General features: G+C 60.3%; 14 protein-coding genes. 4 read left to right on the forward strand and 10 right to left on the reverse strand.

Annotated elements, in window-relative coordinates; all coding sequences use genetic code 11:
* Positions 1-117: 117 nt before the first annotated feature.
* Positions 118-1,548 (forward strand): sodium:alanine symporter family protein, encoded by a 1,431-nt coding sequence (locus Q3Y64_RS11645; protein ID WP_101941133.1) that lies wholly within the window; start codon positions 118-120, stop codon positions 1,546-1,548.
* A 25-nt stretch (positions 1,549-1,573) separates the two neighbouring features.
* Here the strand turns inward: Q3Y64_RS11645 and zapE are convergent, their stop codons facing one another.
* The 10 genes from zapE to Q3Y64_RS11695 form a co-directional block, all read right to left on the reverse strand.
* Entirely contained in the window at positions 1,574-2,689 is a 1,116-nt protein-coding gene (gene zapE, locus Q3Y64_RS11650) for a cell division protein ZapE (RefSeq protein ID WP_303562001.1), read from the reverse strand.
* A 169-nt stretch (positions 2,690-2,858) separates the two neighbouring features.
* Positions 2,859-4,283 (reverse strand): dihydrolipoyl dehydrogenase, encoded by a 1,425-nt coding sequence (gene lpdA, locus Q3Y64_RS11655; RefSeq protein WP_101941135.1) that lies wholly within the window; start codon positions 4,281-4,283, stop codon positions 2,859-2,861.
* 60 nt (positions 4,284-4,343) lie between these two features.
* A complete protein-coding gene (gene odhB, locus Q3Y64_RS11660; RefSeq protein WP_303562005.1) occupies positions 4,344-5,600 on the reverse strand; it encodes a 2-oxoglutarate dehydrogenase complex dihydrolipoyllysine-residue succinyltransferase in 1,257 nt (418 codons plus the stop codon).
* Between the two features lie 36 nt (positions 5,601-5,636).
* On the reverse strand, positions 5,637-8,486 hold the full coding sequence (locus tag Q3Y64_RS11665; RefSeq protein WP_303562007.1) for a 2-oxoglutarate dehydrogenase E1 component: 2,850 nt from the start codon (positions 8,484-8,486) through the stop codon (positions 5,637-5,639).
* A 65-nt stretch (positions 8,487-8,551) separates the two neighbouring features.
* Entirely contained in the window at positions 8,552-10,162 is a 1,611-nt protein-coding gene (gene gltA, locus Q3Y64_RS11670; protein ID WP_303562009.1) for a citrate synthase, read from the reverse strand.
* 3 nt (positions 10,163-10,165) lie between these two features.
* On the reverse strand, positions 10,166-10,873 hold the full coding sequence (locus Q3Y64_RS11675; protein WP_101941139.1) for a succinate dehydrogenase iron-sulfur subunit: 708 nt from the start codon (positions 10,871-10,873) through the stop codon (positions 10,166-10,168).
* Positions 10,874-10,893: 20 nt separating this feature from the next.
* Positions 10,894-12,666 (reverse strand): succinate dehydrogenase flavoprotein subunit, encoded by a 1,773-nt coding sequence (sdhA, locus tag Q3Y64_RS11680; protein WP_101941140.1) that lies wholly within the window; start codon positions 12,664-12,666, stop codon positions 10,894-10,896.
* Positions 12,667-13,014: a succinate dehydrogenase, hydrophobic membrane anchor protein gene (gene sdhD / locus Q3Y64_RS11685; protein ID WP_303562014.1), complete on the reverse strand. Its 348-nt coding sequence runs from the start codon at positions 13,012-13,014 to the stop codon at positions 12,667-12,669.
* On the reverse strand, positions 13,008-13,412 hold the full coding sequence (gene sdhC, locus Q3Y64_RS11690; protein WP_303562180.1) for a succinate dehydrogenase, cytochrome b556 subunit: 405 nt from the start codon (positions 13,410-13,412) through the stop codon (positions 13,008-13,010). Before sdhC ends, sdhD begins: the two co-directional genes overlap by 7 nt.
* A gap of 63 nt (positions 13,413-13,475) precedes the next feature.
* On the reverse strand, positions 13,476-14,204 hold the full coding sequence (locus Q3Y64_RS11695; RefSeq protein WP_101941659.1) for a GntR family transcriptional regulator: 729 nt from the start codon (positions 14,202-14,204) through the stop codon (positions 13,476-13,478).
* A gap of 209 nt (positions 14,205-14,413) precedes the next feature.
* On the opposite strand from Q3Y64_RS11695, the gene Q3Y64_RS11700 reads away from it, so the two are divergent.
* The 3 genes from Q3Y64_RS11700 (at position 14,414) to acnB (ending at position 19,131) form a co-directional block, all read left to right on the forward strand.
* The gene (locus Q3Y64_RS11700) at positions 14,414-15,406 is read left to right on the forward strand and encodes a malate dehydrogenase (protein ID WP_303562020.1); all 993 of its coding nucleotides are present in this window, start codon (positions 14,414-14,416) and stop codon (positions 15,404-15,406) included.
* A 27-nt stretch (positions 15,407-15,433) separates the two neighbouring features.
* A complete protein-coding gene (locus Q3Y64_RS11705; RefSeq protein WP_101941144.1) occupies positions 15,434-16,441 on the forward strand; it encodes a CoA ester lyase in 1,008 nt (335 codons plus the stop codon).
* A gap of 80 nt (positions 16,442-16,521) precedes the next feature.
* A complete protein-coding gene (gene acnB, locus Q3Y64_RS11710) occupies positions 16,522-19,131 on the forward strand; it encodes a bifunctional aconitate hydratase 2/2-methylisocitrate dehydratase (RefSeq protein WP_303562025.1) in 2,610 nt (869 codons plus the stop codon).
* The last annotated feature ends 71 nt before the right edge of the window (positions 19,132-19,202 follow it).

Consider the following 19,202-nt stretch of genomic DNA (forward strand, 5'->3'; position numbering starts at 1 on the left):
TTGATCCGCGCACAAAACTTGCGGCACCATGCATCGCTTTCCATACCGTTCCGCGTGCCTGTTCGAACGCCTGCGCCGGTATGCTCACTCAACACTTCTCGTCATGGAGTTCCGCGCATGGAAGCCATCGTCAATCAGATCAACAGCATCATCTGGAGCCCGGCCCTCGTTTTCCTGTGCCTGGGCGTGGGCCTCTATTTCTCGATCCGTACCCGCTTCATGCAGGTTCGCCATATTCGCGAGATGTTCCGCCTGATGTTCGACGGCAAAGGTTCGGACGCCGGCGTATCTTCCTTCCAGGCACTGGCCATGTCGCTCTCGGGTCGAGTCGGCACTGGCAACATCGCCGGCGTGGCGGCGGCCATCGCCTACGGTGGCCCTGGCGCGGTGTTCTGGATGTGGATGACGGCTTTCCTCGGCGCCTCCACGGCTTACATCGAGTCCACCCTCGGCCAGATCTACAAGGAACAGAACGACGGCCTGTATCGCGGCGGCCCGGCCTATTACATCGAGAAAGGCCTGGGCTGGAAAAAGTACGCCTGGGTCTTCGCACTCGCCACCATCATCTCGATGGGTTTCCTGCTGCCGGGCGTGCAAGCCAACAGCATCGCCTCCGGCCTCAAGAACTCGCTGGGCATCGCACCGGAAGTTTCGGCGGCCATCATCGTGGTGCTGCTGGGCTTGATCATCTTTGGCGGTGTGAAACGCATCGCGCGCTTCGCCGAAATCGTGGTGCCCTTCATGGCGCTGGGCTACATCCTGATTGCCTGCGTGGTGATCGGCCTGAACATCGACAAGCTGCCGGGCGTGCTGAACCTGATCTTCAGCAGCGCCTTCGGGGCCGACGCCGCCTTCGGCGCCATGCTCGGCTCAGCCATCCAGTGGGGCGTGAAACGCGGCGTGTTCTCCAACGAAGCCGGTCAGGGCAGCGGCCCGCACCCGGCAGCCGCCGCCGAGGTGAGCCACCCGGCCAAGCAAGGCATCGTGCAGGCCTTCTCGATCTATGTCGACACGCTCTTCGTGTGCTCAGCCACCGCCTTCATGCTGCTGATCACCGGCCTTTACAACGTAAAGGGGCTGGACGGCACGATGCTGAGAAACGCCCTGCCCGGCACCGAAGTCGGCCCGGCTTTCACCCAGGCCGCAGTGGAATCCGTGCTGCCCGGCTTCGGCAGCATCTTTGTGGCGGGTGCGCTGTTCTTCTTCGCCTTCACAACGATCATCGCCTACTACTACATCGCCGAAACGAATGTAGCCTACATCAACCGCAAGGTGGGCCGCCCCTGGTTGCTGTTCGTGCTGAAAGTGGTGTCGCTAGCCGCCTGTCTATATGGTGCTGTGCGTTCGGCTGATCTGGCCTGGACGCTGGGTGACATCGGCGTGGGCATCATGGCCTGGCTCAATATCGTGGCCATCCTGTTCCTGCAAAAGCCCGCACTGGATTCGCTCAAGGATTACGAAGCACAGCAGGCGAAAGGCCTGGAGCCAACCTTCCAGACCACCGCTGCAGACCTGCCGAACGCCGAACTGTGGGTCGGCGAAGACTGAACACGGCCCTCACCGCGGCGGGTACTCAACCCGCCCGGTGCGGCTCCGCCAGATATTCACGCGAGCGCATCTCGATCAGGCGCGACACGGTGCGCGGAAACTCCTGCGCATTGGGGCCTTCGCGATAGAGCTCGGCGGCCTCAGTCGCTGCGCTGACGATCAGCTTCACCCGCGCTTCGTAGAGCACATCGATCAGCCAGGTGAAACGGCGGGCTTCGTTGCCTTGTTCCCGGGTCATCACCGGCACATTCGAGAGTAGTACGGTGTGATATTCGCGGGCGATATCCAGGTAATCGTTCTGCGAGCGCGGGCCGCCGCACAAAGTAGCGAAATCGAACCACACCACGCCGGGCGCAACCCTTCGCACCGGCAGCTTACGCTCCAGTACCGTGATTTCGCCGGGGCTGCCGGGCGTACCCGCCATCTTGCCAAAGTGCCCAGCCAGCTCGCGCTGAGCTGCCTCGTCTGCCGGCGTAATGAAGATATTCATGGATTCAAGACTGCGCAGGCGGTAGTCGGTACCGTCATCGACCTCGACCACGTCAAACTGCTTTTTGATCAGCGCAATGGTCGGCAGGAAATTCTGCCGCTGCAGACCATTTGGATAGAGACCATCCGGCGGGTAATTGGAGGTCATTACGAACACCACACCGCGCTCGAACAGCGCCTGCAAGAGGCGGCCGAGAATCATCGCATCGGCGATGTCGGAAACGTGGAACTCGTCGAAGCACAACAGGCGCGTCTGCTTCGCGATGTCTTCGGCCACCCGGGAGAGTGGGTCATCCTCGTTCTGATGCGCACGCAATTGGGCGTGCATCTCGTGCATGAAGGCATGAAAGTGCACCCGGCGCTTGCGCTTGTAGGGCACGGCATCAAAGAAGCAATCCATGATAAAGCTCTTGCCCCGCCCCACCCCGCCCCACAGGAAAACGCTGCGTGGCAGATCCGGATGAATGAAGAGCTTGCGCAAAGCCGTGCGGCGCTGCGCCTTGAAGCTCAACAGCTCTGAGTAAAGCTGCTGCAAGCGGGAAATCGCGCGCAATTGGGCTGCATCGGCCTTATAGCCGCGCATACCGAGCAAGGCGTCGTAGGCATCGCGCACGCCGAATTCTGGGACGTTGAGGATCTGATGTGAGTCCATGCTCTTGCCTCGGTAATTCCAGCCTCTGGAAGGTTTGTTCTGTGCAGGGGAAGCGCTCCAGAAGGCTCCTGCAAATTTCGTTCGGCGACATGTATGCGAACTTCGCTGCAAAACGAAGAAGGGCAAAGGTTTTGGCCTTTGCCCTTCGCTGATGCTCAGTGCAATCTATTTAGAAGTGCAAAGAACGCTTGTCGACTGCGAGAGCTGCCTCATGCATGGCTTCCGACAGGGTCGGGTGCGCATGGCAAGTACGCGCCAGATCTTCGGCGGCGCCGGCAAACTCCATGGTCACCACGGCTTCGGCAATCAATTCGGAGGCATTGGTGCCGATGATATGCACGCCCAGAATCTGGTCGGTTTCAGCATGCGCCAGCACCTTGACGAAGCCGGTGGTGTCACCCTGACCGAGCGCGCGCCCGTTAGCCAGGAAAGGAATCTGCCCTTGCTTGTAGGGCACGTTGCCAGCCTTGAGCTCCTGCTCGGTCTTGCCGACCCAGGCAATTTCCGGATGGGTGTAGATGACCCAGGGAATCGTGTCGTGGTTCAGGGTGGTGCCTTGCCCCGCGATACGCTCAGCCACCATCACGCCCTCTTCCATGCCCTTGTGCGCCAGCATCGGGCCCGGCACCACGTCGCCCACCGCCCACACGTTCGGCAGGTTCGTGGCGCAGTGGTGATCCACGGCAATCCGGCCGCGCTCGTCGAGCGCGAGGCCCACGGCTTCGGCATTCAGGCCTGCGGTGTTGGGCACGCGGCCCACAGCCACGATGAGCTTGTCGACTTCCAAGGTCTGATCACCGTCATCGTTTTCGTACTTGATGACAACGGTCTTCTTCTTGGGGGTCACTTCCTTGATCTGCACACCCATCTGGATGTTCAGGCCTTGCTTGCTGGTGAAGATCTTCCAGGCTTCCTTGGCCACGTTGGCATCAGCCGCCGCAAGGAAATCCGGCATGGCCTCAAGGATGGTGACTTCGGAGCCGAGGCGCTTCCACACCGAGCTCATTTCGAGGCCAATCACACCAGCACCGATCACGCCGAGGCGCTTGGGTACGCCGGAGATATTCAGCGCACCGATGTTGTCGACCACCAATTGCTGGTCCACCGGGATAGCTGGAAGATGGCGCGCGTGCGAACCGGTCGCCACGATGACGTGGGTGGCGGTCACGATTTCTTCACCGATCTTCACCTGCCACTTGCCATCCGCATTGGCCACGAAACTGCCATGCCCAGGAATGAAGGTAACCTTGTACTTCTTGAACAGGCCTTTGATGCCGGTAACCAGCTGGGTGACGATATTGTCCTTGCGCTTGATCATCGAGGGCACATCGATGGTCACGTTATCGGCCTTGATGCCGTGCATGACAAACGAGTGAGTTGCCTGATCGTACAGTTCGGACGAGTGCAGCAGGGCCTTGGACGGAATACAACCCACGTTCAGGCAGGTGCCGCCCAGACGCGGCTCGCCCTTGGGGTCTGCATAGGCCTCGGATTCACAGCAGGCGGTCTTCAGGCCCAGCTGAGAAGCACGGATGGCGGCCACGTAACCGGCGGGACCACCGCCGATGACTACGACGTCGAATTCTTGGCTCATGTGAATTCCTTATTCCTTGGGTAAAGCTCCGGAGCACCAGCCCCGGAGCATTCGCCGTTATCAGATATCCAGCAGCAGACGGGCCGGATCTTCCAGCGCTTCCTTCATCGCCACCAGACCCAGTACAGCCTCGCGGCCATCGATGATGCGATGGTCATAGGACATGGCGAGGTAGTTGATCGGGCGGATCACGATCTGACCGTTTTCAACCACCGGGCGATCCTTGGTGGCATGGATGCCGAGAATTGCGGACTGTGGCGGGTTGATGATCGGGGTCGAAAGCATCGAGCCGAACACGCCACCGTTGGAGATTGAGAAGGTGCCGCCGGAGAGATCTTCCATGGAGAGCTTGCCCTCCTTGGCCTTGGCACCGAATTCGGCAATCTTCTTCTCGATCTGTGCAATCGACAGCTGGTCGGCATTGCGCAGAATCGGCACCACCAGGCCACGCGGCGAACCGACCGCGATACCGATGTCGAAATAGCCGTGATAGACGATGTCATTGCCATCGACAGAGGCGTTCAGTACCGGGTACTTCTTCAGCGCGGCGACTGCGGCCTTGACGAAGAAGGACATGAAGCCGAGCTTGATGCCGTGTTCCTTTTCGAACTTTTCGACGTACTTCTTGCGCAGTTCCATGACCGGAGCCATGTTCACTTCGTTGAAGGTCGTCAGGATGGCGTTGGTAGCTTGCGATTGCAGCAGGCGTTCCGCCACGCGGGCACGCAGGCGGCTCATCGGCACCCGCTCTTCCGGGCGATCAGAGAGTACGGCTTCAACAGCCGGCGGCACAGGAGGTTGCGGCAGAGCGGCAGTCGAAGTTGCGGCCGGAGCGACCACCGCCGGGGCGGAAACCGAGCTGCCCGTAGCAGGCTTGCTCACGCCCAGGGCATCCGCCTTGGTCACACGGCCTCCGGGGCCGGACCCTTGTACCGCGGAGGGGTCCACGCCCTTCTCAGCGAGGATCTTGCGGGCGGCCGGGCCGCTACCGGAGGCTACCGCTGCTGCTGCCGGCGCGGTAGCTGCTGCCGGAGCAACAGGCGCTGCAGCAGCAGCCGGGGCCACGGCACCAGCCTTGGCTTCAGTGTCGATGTGGGCAATCAATTCGCCACTTACAACGGTGGAGCCATTGCCCTTGACGATCTTGACGATCACGCCATCGGCCGGGGCCGGTGTTTCCAGCACGACCTTGTCGGTTTCAATATCGATCAGGTTCTGGTCGCGCTTCACAGCCTGGCCTTCAACTGCGTGCCAGCTCACCAGGGTCGCTTCGGAAACGGATTCCGACAGTTGCGGCACTTTGACTTCGATGATCATGTTCTGATTCTCCAGTTTTTATCCGTGCTGCTGCGCTCAGGAGCGCGGAGCCAGGTCTTGTCCGAGTTTGCCGAAGGCACCTTCCACCACTTCGCGCTGCTGGGCATTGTGCACCGCGTAGTAGCCCACGGCCGGCGAAGCCGAAGCCGGACGGCTCACCAGATACAGGGTGTGCTTGCTGCCCATCGAGCGGGTCAGGTGCTGACGCGAGGCGATCCAGTACCAGGCTCCCTGGTTGCGCGGCTCTTCCTGACACCACACCACTTCCTTGGCATTCGGGTACTTCGCCAGCTCAAGTGCAAAGGCATCGTTGGGGAAGGGATACAGCTGCTCCAGACGCACAATGACAGTGTCTTTCAGATCCTTGGCGCGGCGCTCGGCCAGCAGCTCGTAATAGAGCTTGCCGGAGCACACCACCACGCGCTTGACCTTCTTGGCATCGAACTTGTCGACTTCACCAATCACGGTCTGGAAGCTGCCATTGGCCAGGTCGTCCAGCGAGGAGATGGCATCCTTGTGGCGCAATAGCGATTTCGGTGTCATGACCACCAAGGGTTTGCGCAGCGGGCGCACCATCTGGCGACGCAAGAGGTGGAAGATCTGGGCCGGAGTGGAAGGCACGCAAACCTGCCAGTTGTTCTCGGCACACAGCTGCATGTAACGCTCCAGACGACCAGAGGAGTGCTCCGGGCCCTGACCTTCGTAACCATGCGGCAGCAGCATGGTGATGCCAGCCTGACGACCCCACTTGGCTTCGCCGGACGCGATGAACTGGTCGATCACCACCTGGGCGCAGTTGCCGAAGTCACCAAACTGGGCTTCCCACACGACGAGCTGGTTCGGCTCGGCCGTAGCGTAGCCATATTCGAAACCCAGGATGCCGGATTCGGACAGTACCGAGTCGATCACCACAAAGGGAGCCTGTTCGGGTTGGATGTTGGCCAGCGGCACAAGATTGCCGTCGTCCCACTTTTCGCGGTTCTGATCGTGCAGTACAGCATGGCGGTGGAAGAAAGTGCCACGCCCGCAATCCTGACCGGAGATGCGCACGCCGTAGCCTTGCGCAACCAGCGACGCGTAGGCGAGGTTTTCGGCCATCCCCCAGTCCAGCGGCTGACTGCCATCACCCATAGCCTTGCGGGCCTCGATGATGTTGGAGACGCGTGAGTGCAGGGTGAAATCGGCCGGCACATCGACCAGACGCTTGGCCAGACGCTTCAGCTCGGTCATCGGCACGCCGGTCTTGCCATCATCCGTGTATTCCTTCTTGATGAAGGGCGTCCAGTCCTGAGCAAACTTCCGGCTATGGCCGGAAAGCACCGGGTTGTAGAGCAGCTCGCCACGATCCAGATGTTCACGGTATTCAGCGATCATCTTGTCCGGCTCGTCAGCACTGATTACCCCCTGCCCGACCAGCTTGTCGGCGTACAGCTTGCGCGTACCCGGATGCTGAGCAATCTTCTTGTACATCAGCGGCTGGGTGACCATCGGCTCATCCGCTTCGTTGTGACCGAGCTTGCGATAGCACAACAGATCGATGACAACATCCTTCTTGAAGGTCTGGCGGAATTCGACGGCCAACTGGCAAGCCAGCGCCACCGCTTCCGGATCGTCAGCATTGACGTGGAAGATCGGGCATTCGCCCATCTTGAAGATGTCGGTGCAGTAGATCGAGGAACGCGAGTCACGCGGATCCGAAGTCGTGAAGCCGATCTGGTTGTTGATCACCAGATGCACTGCGCCACCCGTGCCATAACCACGAGTCTGGCTGAAGTTGAGCAGTTCCTGGTTGATGCCCTGGCCAGCCACGGCAGCATCACCGTGGATCAAGAGCGGCACCACCTGGCTCTTGCTGACATCATTGCGGCGAGTCTGGCGCGCATAGACGGAGCCCTGAACCACCGGATTCACGATCTCAAGGTGAGAAGGATTGAAGGCCAGAGTCAGGTGCACCGGTCCACCAGCAGTGTTCACGTCGCTGGAGAAACCCATGTGGTACTTCACGTCACCAGCCGACAGGTCGGAAGCATGCTTGCCTTCAAACTCTTCGAACAGCATCTTGGGCGCCTTGCCCAGCACATTGACCAGCACATTGAGGCGGCCGCGGTGGGCCATGCCAATCACGATTTCCTGCACGCCCAGCGAGCCAGCAGTGTTGATGAAAGTATCCATCGCCACGATCGCCGTATCGCCGCCTTCCAGCGAGAAACGCTTCTGGCCGACGTAACGGGTGTGGAGATACTTTTCCAGGGTTTCCGCTGCGGTCAGGCGCTCGAGGATGCGCTTCTTGGTCGGCACATCGAAGGACGGCGTCGAGCGGATCGGCTCCAAACGGCTCTGGATCCAGCGCTTCTGCTGCACGTCGGCCATGTACATGTATTCGACCGCCAGCGTGCCACAGTAGGTCTGACGGGCAGCGTCGAGAATCTCGCGCAGGGATGCCTGGCTCTTTTCCTGAAACTGGAAGGAGCCGATGTTGAAGCTGGTGGAGAGATCCGCTTCGGTGAAGCCGTAATAGGACGGCTCCAGCTCGGCAATCGAGGGGCGCTCCTGCCGCTTGAGCGGATCGATCTGTGCCCAGCGGTTACCAAGGAAGCGGTAGGCGTTGATCATCTGCAGCACACTGATCTGACGCTTGTCGGCCACGCCAGGCGTAGTGACAGCCGCCGACAGAGGCTTACCCTGCTTGGCGATCTGCGCAAACGAAGCGATGACAGGCGCATGAGCCACATCACGGCTTGCACCCGGCAGGTTCTGCAGCGAATCAAAATAATCGCGCCATTGATCTGGCACGTTCGAGGGGTTCTCGAGGTAAGTCTCGTAGAGCTCTTCAATGAACGGCGCATTGCTGCCGAACAGGTAGGAATTGAGCTGGTACTGTCTCATCTTGGATGGCCTTTATCTCTGCGGGGGCCGCTGGTGACCCCCGGTTCTCGGGCAGTGTTCTTGGCTTAACGGAATGCCATCGGCTTCACATCGCGCTGCGGTGCGCCGGTGTAAAGCTGACGCGGACGACCAATCTTCTGCTCCGGATCGCCGATCATTTCGTTCCACTGAGCAATCCAGCCGATGGTGCGGGCCATCGCGAAGATGCCGGTGAAGAGCGACACGGGGATGCCCATGGCCTTCTGCACGATGCCGGAGTAAAAGTCGACGTTCGGGTAGAGCTTGCGGGACACGAAGTACTCGTCTTCCAGCGCGATCTTTTCCAACGCCATCGCCAGCTTGAACATCGGGTCGTCCTGCAGCCCGAGCTCGTTCAGCACTTCGTGGCAGGTTTCACGCATCAGCTTGGCGCGCGGGTCGTAGTTCTTGTAGACGCGGTGACCGAAGCCCATCAGCTTGACGTTGGAGTTCTTGTCCTTCACCTGGGCGATAAACTCACCGATCTTCTCGACACCACCCTGCTTCATGATGTCTTCCAGCATCACCAGACAGGCTTCGTTGGCGCCGCCGTGTGCCGGCCCCCACAGACAAGCGATACCGGCAGCGATACAGGCGAAGGGGTTGGCACCGGAGGAGCCGGACAGGCGCACGGTGGAGGTCGAGGCATTCTGCTCGTGGTCCGCATGCAGGATCAGGATGCGGTCCAGAGCACGGGCCAGCACCGGGTTCGGTTCGTACTTCTCGCACGGCGTTGCGAACATCATGTGCAGGAAGTTGCTGGAATAGTCCAGATCGTTACGCGGGTACATGAAGGGCTCGCCGATCGTGTACTTGTAGGCCATCGCGGTAATCGTCGGCAGCTTGGCAATCAGGCGCATTGCCGCAACGGTACGGTGCTCCGGATTGGCGATATCCAGAGAATCTTGGTAGTAGGCCGACAGCGAGCCGACCATGCCAACCAGAATCGCCATTGGGTGCGCATCGCGGCGAAAACCTTGATACAGACGGGTCAGTTGCTCGTGCACCATGGTGTGATCACGCACGGTCTTCACGAACTCGTCGTACTGAGTCTTGCTCGGCAACTCGCCATGCTTGAGCAGGTAGCAGGTTTCGAGATAGTCGCAGTTCACCGCGAGTTGCTCGATCGGATAGCCGCGATACAGCAGCTCGCCCTTATCGCCATCGATGTAAGTGATCGAAGATTTGCACGCAGCCGTCGACATGAAGCCTGGGTCGAAGGTAAAGGCACCGGTCTTGCCATAGAGCGTGCGGATGTCAATGACATCCGGACCGATGCTGCCGGAGAGCACCGGAAACTCGTAAGACTGGCCATTGAAGCCCAGCGTCGCGGTTTTCTGTGTAGTCATGCCTGCTTTCCCTTCTGTAGAACGTGTAGGTGCTTCTGTTGGTGCTGCTAAGGGTAGTTCCGGTGCGCTCTGCCTCAGCAGGGTCACCATGTTTTTCCACTTCTCGACCGTACATTCCTGCTTGCCGTTGAGCATGGCCCACAATTCGTGGTCATCGCAGGTCAAGAGATCCTGCAGCTCGAGCAGTTGAGCTTCGTCGAGCTTGTCGAGTTCCGTAGCGGCAAAGCGCGTGAAGAACAGGTCAATCTCCAGCAGGCCACGCCGGGCCCGCCATTTGATCTTCTCGCGCAGAGCCTTATGTTGTGCCATCGATCAGACTGCCCGCGACAACATCAATTCCTTGATCTTGCCGATGGCCTTGGTCGGGTTCAGATGCTTCGGACACACATCCACGCAGTTCATGATGGTGTGGCAACGGAACAGGCGATACGGGTCTTCAAGGTTGTCCAGACGCTCGTTGGTCTCATCATCACGCGTATCGGCAATGAAGCGATAGGCCGCGAGCAGGCCAGCCGGGCCAACAAACTTGTCCGGATTCCACCAGAAGCTCGGGCAGCTGGTCGAACAGCAGGCACACAGGATGCACTCATAGAGACCGTTGAGCTCTTCGCGCTCTTCAGGGGTCTGCAGGCGCTCCATCTCCGGCGCCGGCGAGTTGCTCACCACGTAGGGTTTGATCGAGTGGTACTGCTTGAAGAACTGGGTCATATCCACGATCAGGTCGCGGATCACCGGCAAGCCAGGCAGCGGACGCAGCGTGATCGGCTGCGGCAGGCTGTCGATATCGGTCAGGCAGGCCAGGCCATTCTTGCCGTTAATGTTCATGGCATCCGAGCCACACACACCTTCACGGCAGGAACGACGGTAGGACATCGAATCATCCAAAGCCTTGATCTTCACGAGAGCATCGAGCAGCTTGCGATCGGAAGGATCAAGTTCGACCGATAGATCCTGCATGTAGGGCGCTGCATCCTTGTCCGGATCGTAGCGGTAGATTTTGAATTTGACGGTACGGGTCATTTCTTGTCAGCTCCCGGCAATCAATAGGCACGCGTCTTGAGCGCAACGCTTTCGACGGTCAACGGTTTCAGGTTTACCGGCTTGTATTCCAGGCGATTGCCTTCACGGTGCCATAGAGTGTGCTTGAGCCAGTTAGCATCATCACGGCCATTCGGACGCTCCGGGGTATCCGGGGCATCGTCACGCACGTGTGCGCCGCGCGATTCGGTGCGGGCATTGGCCGAGATCATGGTGGCCTTGGCCACTTCGATCAGGTTTTCAAGTTCCAGTGCTTCGATACGCGCGGTGTTCCAGACCTGCGACTTGTCCTTGATCTCGGTCTGCTGAACCTGCTTCTCGATCTCCAGAATCTTGTCGACGCCCTGGGCAAGCATGTCCTTGAAGCGGAACACACCGGCATGCGCCTGCATAGTGCGCTGCATGGCCAGACGCGTCTCGTGCACGTCAGCGCCATTTTTCTGGGTATCCAGACGATTGACACGCGCCAGCGCCTTGTCGATTTCGCCTTGCGGAATCTCCGGCAGAGAGGCAGGTTCGTTCTTGATGAACTCGATCATCGACTCACCCGAGCTCTTGCCGAAAACCAGCAAGTCGAGCAGCGAGTTGGTGCCCAGGCGATTCGCGCCATGCACCGAGGCACACGCACATTCACCCGCCGCGTAGAAGCCGGCGACCGGTGCGCCGTTAGCCACTACTTCGCCACGATAGTTGGTCGGAATACCGCCCATCTGGTAGTGGCAGGTCGGCACCACCGGAATCGGTGCCTTGATCGGGTCGGTGCCGGCGAACTGGATCGAGATCTCGCGGATGCCCGGCAGACGCTTGTTGATCACGTCAGCATCAAGGTGGGTGATATCAAGCAGCACGTGATCCTTGCCGGTACCACAGCCGCGACCTTCGTTGATTTCGGTGACCATGGCGCGCGAGACCACATCACGCGAAGCCAGATCCTTGGCGTTCGGCGCATAACGCTCCATGAAGCGCTCACCCGAAGCATTGCGCAGAATGCCGCCTTCGCCACGCACGCCTTCGGTAATCAGCACGCCTGCGCCAGCCACACCGGTCGGATGGAACTGCCAGAACTCCATGTCTTCCAGCGGAATGCCGGCTCGCGCCGCCATGCCAACGCCATCACCAGTATTGATGAAGGCATTGGTCGAGGAGTAATAGATACGACCGGCACCGCCGGTGGCGAACAGCGTAGCCTTGGCCTGGAATACCGTGATTTCGCCGGTTTCCATTTCCATTGCAATCACGCCCAGCACTCGGCCATCGGGTGCGCGCAGCATATCCAGCGCCAGCCACTCGACGAAGAACTGGGTATTGGCCTTCACATTGCGCTGATACAGCGCATGCAGCATGGCATGACCAGTCCGGTCAGCCGCCGCACAGGCACGACGCACCGGCTTCTCGCCGAAATTCGACATGTGGCCACCGAAAGGGCGCTGATAGATTTTGCCTTCGTCGGTACGGTCAAACGGCATGCCGTAGTGCTCAAGCTCAACCACGACTTGCGGGGCCTGCTTGCACATAAACTCGATCGCATCTTGATCGCCGAGCCAGTCTGAACCTTTGACCGTGTCATACATGTGCCAGGTCCAGTGATCCGGCTCGGAGTTACCCAGCGACGCGGACACCCCACCCTGCGCAGCCACCGTGTGCGAGCGGGTCGGGAACACTTTGGAAATCACCGCGGTCTTCAGGCCGGATTCGGCCAGAGTCACCGCAGCACGCATGCCGGCGCCACCAGCACCAACGATTACTGCATCAAACGTACGCTTGGCGACTTTCACTTACAGCCTCCACAGGATCTGAGCGACCCAGCCGGCATATCCGGTAAGGGCCAAAAGGGTGATGGCGTGCAGAGTCAGACGCACGCTGATCGGCTTGACGTAATCCATCCAGATGTCGCGCACACCAATCCAGGCATGGAAGAACAACGACAAAGCGAACAGGAAGGTCACGAATTTGGTAAATCCGCCGCTCATCAGGGTACGCCACGCAGCGTTATCCCAAGCTGGCAGAGCGGCAATCCGGACCAGCATGTAGACCGTAAAGAAGGCCATCACGGTTCCAGTCACGCGCTGGGCCAGCCAGTCGCGAAAACCGTAGTGGGCACCCACTACCAGACGCTTCACCATGTCAGCACCCCCAGAAAAGCGGTCAGAGAAAGGCTGATCACCAGCACAGTCATTGCGCTGGCGCGGGCCGGGGCGAGCTCAATGCCAATATGCATATCCAGCAACAGGAAGCGAATGCCGGCACAGAAGTGATGCAGATAGGCCCAGAGCAAGCCCAGCAGCAAAAGCTTGACTACTGGCAGGCCCAGCACTGTGAAGACCATCGCCTGGCGATAGCACTCCAGTTGCTCCGGCGTACCAAGACTGGCACCGAACAAGGCGATCAACACCGGCAGACAGAGGAACAAACCGATCCCACTGATCCGGTGAAGAATCGACACAAACCCGGGCAAGGGCAATCTGATCTGCATGAGATTCAGATGTTTGGGCCTTGCCTTCCTGACTGTAGCTTCTGCCATCGTGCGCACCTCTCTTTTATATGAATCCGGCACCGTTGCGCGCGGCACCGACCTGTAAATCCGTCAACTCAGTTCATTGATATAGAAGTGTTCAGCGGTCGAGTACAGGCCGCGTCTCCACTCCACCGGCTTGTCGCCGTAGGTATACGCCAGTCGCTCAACGGAGAGCAGGGGCGTGCTCTCCTGTACATTCAGAACGTCAGCCACCGCACGGTCAGCCGACACAGCACGGATCTTCTCGGTCGCGCGCACCATGCGCACACCAAAACGGGATTCAAAAAGACTATAGAGCGAGCCTTGCCACTCCTTGAGCATTTCCAGGCTCAAGCCCTGAAAAACATCGCCCGGCAAGTACATTTCATCGATCACCACCGGCTTGCCGTCAAATTTCAGCACCCGGCGCACGATGAAGATCTGGCTGCCAGGCTCGATACCGAGGTTGCGGGCCGCCTCCTGCCCAGCCTTGCCGCGCAGACATTCAAGCGGCTGACTCTTGGGCAGCACCGGACCGCCATTGACGGCCTTCAAACGCAGAAAGCGGAATACCGCGCGCGGATCCTGATGAGTGGAGACAAACGTGCCCTTGCCCTGGCGCCGCACAAGAATGTTCTCGGCCGCCAACTCATCAACAGCCTTGCGTACGGTGCCCTGACTCACACCGAAGCGCAGCGCAAGCTCCTGCTCGCTCGGGATCGTTTGCCCCGGGAGCCATTCCCCAGAGTCAAGCGCCTGAACGATCAGATTCTTGATCTGTCGGTACAAGGGGCTGAAAGTTGGCGATTCGTGTGCCATAACGATCATTCAAGCACAAATGACCCACTTCGTCCATATCCTATTCTATATCTTATATAAGACATAAGTTAGCTTTTGACACACCAGCACTCGAAGTATAAACTCCAGCGCAAATACCGCAGTACACAACAGGCAACACACCCGCAACCCCAACGAGACGCAGCGCGATCAGCGCTTATAAACAGCCCTACAGCTACAAGGAGCCCCGCATGTCCAAGTCGCCCATCCGTGTCACCGTTACCGGCGCTGCCGGTCAGATCGGTTACAGCCTGCTGTTCCGTATTGCTTCGGGCGAAATGCTCGGCAAAGACCAGCCAGTCATCCTGCAGCTGCTCGACCTGCCGCAAGCCCAGAAGGCGCTGGCCGGCGTGATCATGGAGCTGGAAGACTGTGCTTTCCCGCTGCTCGCCGGCGTGATCGCCACCGATGATCCGGCCGTGGCCTTCAAGGACACCCAGGCCGCCCTGCTCGTCGGCGCCCGCCCGCGTGGCCCCGGTATGGAGCGCAAGGACCTGCTCGCTGAAAACGCCAAGATCTTCACCGTGCAAGGTGCAGCGATCGGCCAGTACGCAGATCCGGATTGCCGCGTCCTGGTGGTGGGCAACCCCTGCAACACCAACGCCTACATCGCCAAGGAAAGCGCCAAGAAGTTCGGTCGCGTCCCGGCCAAGAACTTCACCGCCATGCTGCGCCTGGACCACAACCGTGCCCTGTCGCAACTCTCCGGCAAGACCGGTCGCCCGGTTTCCAGCCTGAAGAACCTGATCGTGTGGGGCAACCACAGCCCGACCATGTATGCCGACTACCGCTTCGTGACCAGCAATGGCGACAGCGTTAAGACCCTGATCAACGACGAAGCCTGGAATCGCGACACCTTCCTGCCCACCGTCGGCAAGCGCGGCGCCGCCATCATCGAAGCCCGCGGTCTGTCCTCCGCAGCCTCGGCAGCAAACGCCGCAATTGACCACATGCACGACTGGTTCCTCGGCTCCAATGGCGAATGGGTCACCATGGGCGTCGAGTCTGATGGCTCCTACGGCATCCCGGCCGGCATCATCTACGGCGTGCCGGTCATCACCGCCAACGGTGAGTACAAGCGCGTCGAAGGCCTGGAAATTGACGACTTCTCGCGTGAAAAGATGAACTTCACCCTGAAGGAACTCGAAGAAGAGCGCGCCGGCGTTGCCGACCTGCTTGGCTGATCACCTCCAGCTGCAACAGAGAGCCCAATGAGCATCGCATCCAGCCGCAGCCACCTGCCCCCGGATGCCGTGCTCTATCCAGAGGGCAGCCCACTGCCCCGGATTCCCGTTGTCGAGCATTTCGCCGGCAACGAGAAAACCATGCGCAAGGCCATGGCCTTGCAAGCCGAGCGCGGCGCCGTCTTCGACATCACCTGTGATTGCGAAGATGGCGCTCCCGCCGGTGCCGAGCGCGAACACGCCGAGATGATTGCCGCACTCATCATGAGCAGCGACAACCATTTCCAACGCATCGGCGCACGCATTCACGACATCACCCACAGTGCCTGGCGCACCGACCTGGAACAGATCGTCGGCCTCGCCGGCCCCCGCTTGGCTTACCTCGTTCTACCCAAGGTGCGCGGCGTCTCTGACGTGGAGCGCGTGCTGGTTGCCCTGCGCGAAGTCGCGCAGCAAGGGGGGCTTGAACGCGAAATCCCCTTGCACGTACTGATTGAAACCCACGGTGCGCTGCACCAGGTGTGGGAGATTGCCGCCCTGCCCGGTGTCGAAACTCTGGACTTCGGCCTGATGGATTTCGTCAGCGCGCATCACGGGGCAATTCCGGCCAGCGCCATGCGCAGCCCCGGTCAGTTCGAACATCCACTGATCGTCAGTGCGAAGAGCCGCATCGTCAGCGCAGCACTGGCACATGGCGTGCTTCCGAGCCACAACGTGTGCACCGAACTGGTGGACATGGCCGTGATCGAAAACGATGCCCGCCGCGCTCGCATGGAGGCCGGCTTCCTGCGCATGTGGAGCATTCATCCCAACCAGATCGAACCCATCCTGCGCGGCATGCAGCCCAGCGAAGCAGAAATCGGGACTGCCGGAGAGATCATTCTCGCCGCCCAGGACGCCAGCTGGGGGCCGATCCGCCACCATGATCGCCTGCACGACCGGGCCTCATATCGCTATTACTGGAGTGTGCTCAAACGGGCACGCGCCACCGGCATCACCTTGCAAGATGAAGTATTGAAACGTTTATTCGCGTAACCCAAACCTGTAGAAGCGGCCTCTGGCCGCGAGCGGATTCGCGGCCAGAGGCCGTTTCTACAAAATCAGGAGGAAAGACCGTGCTAGTAGCCTACCGCCAACACGCCGCCGAACGTGCCGCCCTCGGCATCCCGCCCCTTGCGCTGGACGCCAAGCAAACGGCCGATCTGATTGAGCTGCTGAAGAACCCGCCGGCCGGCGAAGAAACTTTCCTCGTCGACCTGATCACTCACCGCGTTCCGCCTGGCGTGGATGATGCCGCACAGGTCAAAGCCTCCTTCCTGGCTGCCGTCGCCCATGGCGATGTGGCCTGCCCGCTGATCTCCAAAGCCAAGGCCACCGAGCTGCTCGGCACCATGGTGGGCGGCTACAACGTCAAGCCACTAATTGAGCTGCTCGACGACGCCGAACTAGCCCCGATTGCCGGCGCCGCCCTGAAGACCACCCTGCTGATGTTCGACTTCTTCCACGATGTCGCCGAGAAGGCCAAGGCCGGTAACGCCGTGGCGCAGGACGTGATCAAGAGCTGGGCCGAAGCCGAGTGGTTCACCTCGCGCCCCGAATTCCCCGCCAGCATCAAGCTGACCGTGCTGAAGGTGACCGGCGAGACCAACACCGATGATCTGTCCCCAGCCCCGGATGCCTGGAGCCGTCCGGACATCCCGCTGCATGCACTCGCCATGCTCAAGAACACCCGCCCCGGCATCACCCCGGAAGAAGACGGCAAGCGCGGCCCGATCAAGATGATTCAGGACCTCGCCACCAAGGGCAACCTCGTCGCCTACGTGGGCGACGTGGTCGGCACCGGCTCCTCGCGCAAGTCCGCGACGAACTCCGTGCTGTGGTGGACCGGTGAAGACATTCCCTTCGTGCCGAACAAGAAGTTCGGCGGCGTCTGCCTCGGCGGCAAGATCGCTCCGATCTTCTTCAATACCCAGGAAGACGCCGGCGCCCTGCCGATCGAAATCGACGTGGCCAAGATGGACATGGGCGACGAGATCGAACTGAAGGTCGACCACGCAACCGGCAAGGTCACCGCCACAAAGGGCGGCGCCACCATTGCCGAATCGCAACTCAAAACCCTTGTGCTGCTCGACGAAGTGCGCGCCGGTGGCCGTATCAACCTGATCATCGGCCGCAGCCTCACCGGCAAGGCACGCGAATTCCTCGGCCTGCCCGTATCCACCCTGTTCCGCCTTCCGCAAGTGCCGGCCGACACCGGCAAGGGCTACACCCTGGCGCAGAAGATGGTCGGCCGCGCCTGTGGCCTGCCCGAGGGCACTGGCATGCGCCCCGGCACCTATTGCGAACCCAAGATGACCTCGGTCGGCTCGCAAGACACCACCGGCCCGATGACCCGCGACGAACTGAAAGACTTGGCCTGCCTCGGCTTCTCTGCCGATCTGGTGATGCAGTCCTTCTGCCACACCGCCGCCTATCCGAAGCCGGTCGACGTGAAGACGCACCGCGAGCTGCCCAAGTTCATCAGCAATCGTGGCGGCATCGCGCTGCGCCCCGGCGACGGCGTGATCCACAGCTGGCTGAACCGCATGCTCCTGCCCGACACCGTTGGCACCGGCGGCGACAGCCACACCCGCTTCCCGGTCGGTATCAGCTTCCCGGCCGGCTCCGGTCTGGTCGCCTTCGCCGCCGCCACCGGCGTGATGCCGCTGGACATGCCGGAATCCGTGCTGGTGCGCTTCAAGGGTTCGCTGGATGAAGCCCAGAAGCGCGGCGTTACCCTGCGCGATCTGGTGCATGCCATCCCCATGTACGGCATCAAGCAAGGCCTGCTGACGGTCGCCAAGGCCGGCAAGATCAATGAATTCTCAGGTCGCATCCTGGAAATCGAAGGTCTGCCGGATCTGAAAGTGGAACAGGCTTTTGAATTGTCGGATGCCTCCGCCGAACGCTCCGCCGCCGGCTGCACGGTGCGCCTCAACAAGGCCCCGATCGTCGAGTACATGCGCTCCAACATCGTGCTGTTGAAGAACATGATCGCCGACGGATACGCCGACAAGCGCACCCTGGAACGCCGCATCCAGAAGATGGAAGACTGGATCGCCAATGGCGAATTGCTGGCACCGGATGCGAATGCCGAATACGCTCATGTCATCGAAATCGATCTGGCCGACATCAAGGAACCCATCCTGTGCTGCCCGAACGATCCGGATGACGCCAAGCCGCTGTCCGAGCTGGCCGGCACCAAGATCGATGAAGTCTTCATCGGTTCGTGCATGACCAACATCGGCCACTTCCGTGCAGCCTCCAAGTTGCTCGAAGGCAAGCGCGATATTCCTGTCAAGCTGTGGGTGGCTCCGCCGACCAAGATGGACGCTTCCGAGTTGACCAAGGAAGGCCACTACGGCGTCTTTGGCAGCGCCGGTGCGCGAACCGAAATGCCCGGCTGCTCACTGTGCATGGGCAACCAGGCGCAAGTGCGTGAAGGCGCAACGGTGGTGTCGACCTCGACGCGCAACTTCCCCAACCGTCTGGGCAAAAACACCAACGTGTTCCTGTCCTCAGCCGAAGTCGCGGCGATTGCCTCCAAGCTCGGTCGCTTGCCTACCGTTGCCGAGTACCACGCTGACATGGGCGTGATCAATGCCGACGCCGGCAAGATCTATCGCTACATGAACTTCGATCAGATCAGCGAATACAAGGAAGTAGCCGACGAAGTGAAGGTCTGATCGCCTGTCGCGTTCATCCCTGAAAAGAGCCCGTCCGGAGGAATCCGGGCGGGCTTTTCAGCTTTTTACCG

This window comes from Uliginosibacterium sp. 31-12, assembly GCF_030548425.1.
Lineage (GTDB): Bacteria > Pseudomonadota > Gammaproteobacteria > Burkholderiales > Rhodocyclaceae > Uliginosibacterium > Uliginosibacterium aquaticum.

Coding starts and splice junctions, on each gene's coding strand:
- Q3Y64_RS11700 (WP_303562020.1), top strand. CDS start 14,414: ATGTCCAAGTCGCCCATCCGTGTCACCGTTACCGGCGCTGCCGGTCAG.
- zapE (WP_303562001.1), bottom strand. CDS start 2,689: ATGGACTCACATCAGATCCTCAACGTCCCAGAATTCGGCGTGCGCGAT.
- Q3Y64_RS11695 (WP_101941659.1), bottom strand. CDS start 14,204: ATGGCACACGAATCGCCAACTTTCAGCCCCTTGTACCGACAGATCAAG.
- lpdA (WP_101941135.1), bottom strand. CDS start 4,283: ATGAGCCAAGAATTCGACGTCGTAGTCATCGGCGGTGGTCCCGCCGGT.
- Q3Y64_RS11645 (WP_101941133.1), top strand. CDS start 118: ATGGAAGCCATCGTCAATCAGATCAACAGCATCATCTGGAGCCCGGCC.
- sdhC (WP_303562180.1), bottom strand. CDS start 13,412: ATGGCAGAAGCTACAGTCAGGAAGGCAAGGCCCAAACATCTGAATCTC.
- odhB (WP_303562005.1), bottom strand. CDS start 5,600: ATGATCATCGAAGTCAAAGTGCCGCAACTGTCGGAATCCGTTTCCGAA.
- gltA (WP_303562009.1), bottom strand. CDS start 10,162: ATGGCACAACATAAGGCTCTGCGCGAGAAGATCAAATGGCGGGCCCGG.
- Q3Y64_RS11705 (WP_101941144.1), top strand. CDS start 15,434: ATGAGCATCGCATCCAGCCGCAGCCACCTGCCCCCGGATGCCGTGCTC.
- sdhD (WP_303562014.1), bottom strand. CDS start 13,014: ATGGTGAAGCGTCTGGTAGTGGGTGCCCACTACGGTTTTCGCGACTGG.
- Q3Y64_RS11665 (WP_303562007.1), bottom strand. CDS start 8,486: ATGAGACAGTACCAGCTCAATTCCTACCTGTTCGGCAGCAATGCGCCG.
- Q3Y64_RS11675 (WP_101941139.1), bottom strand. CDS start 10,873: ATGACCCGTACCGTCAAATTCAAAATCTACCGCTACGATCCGGACAAG.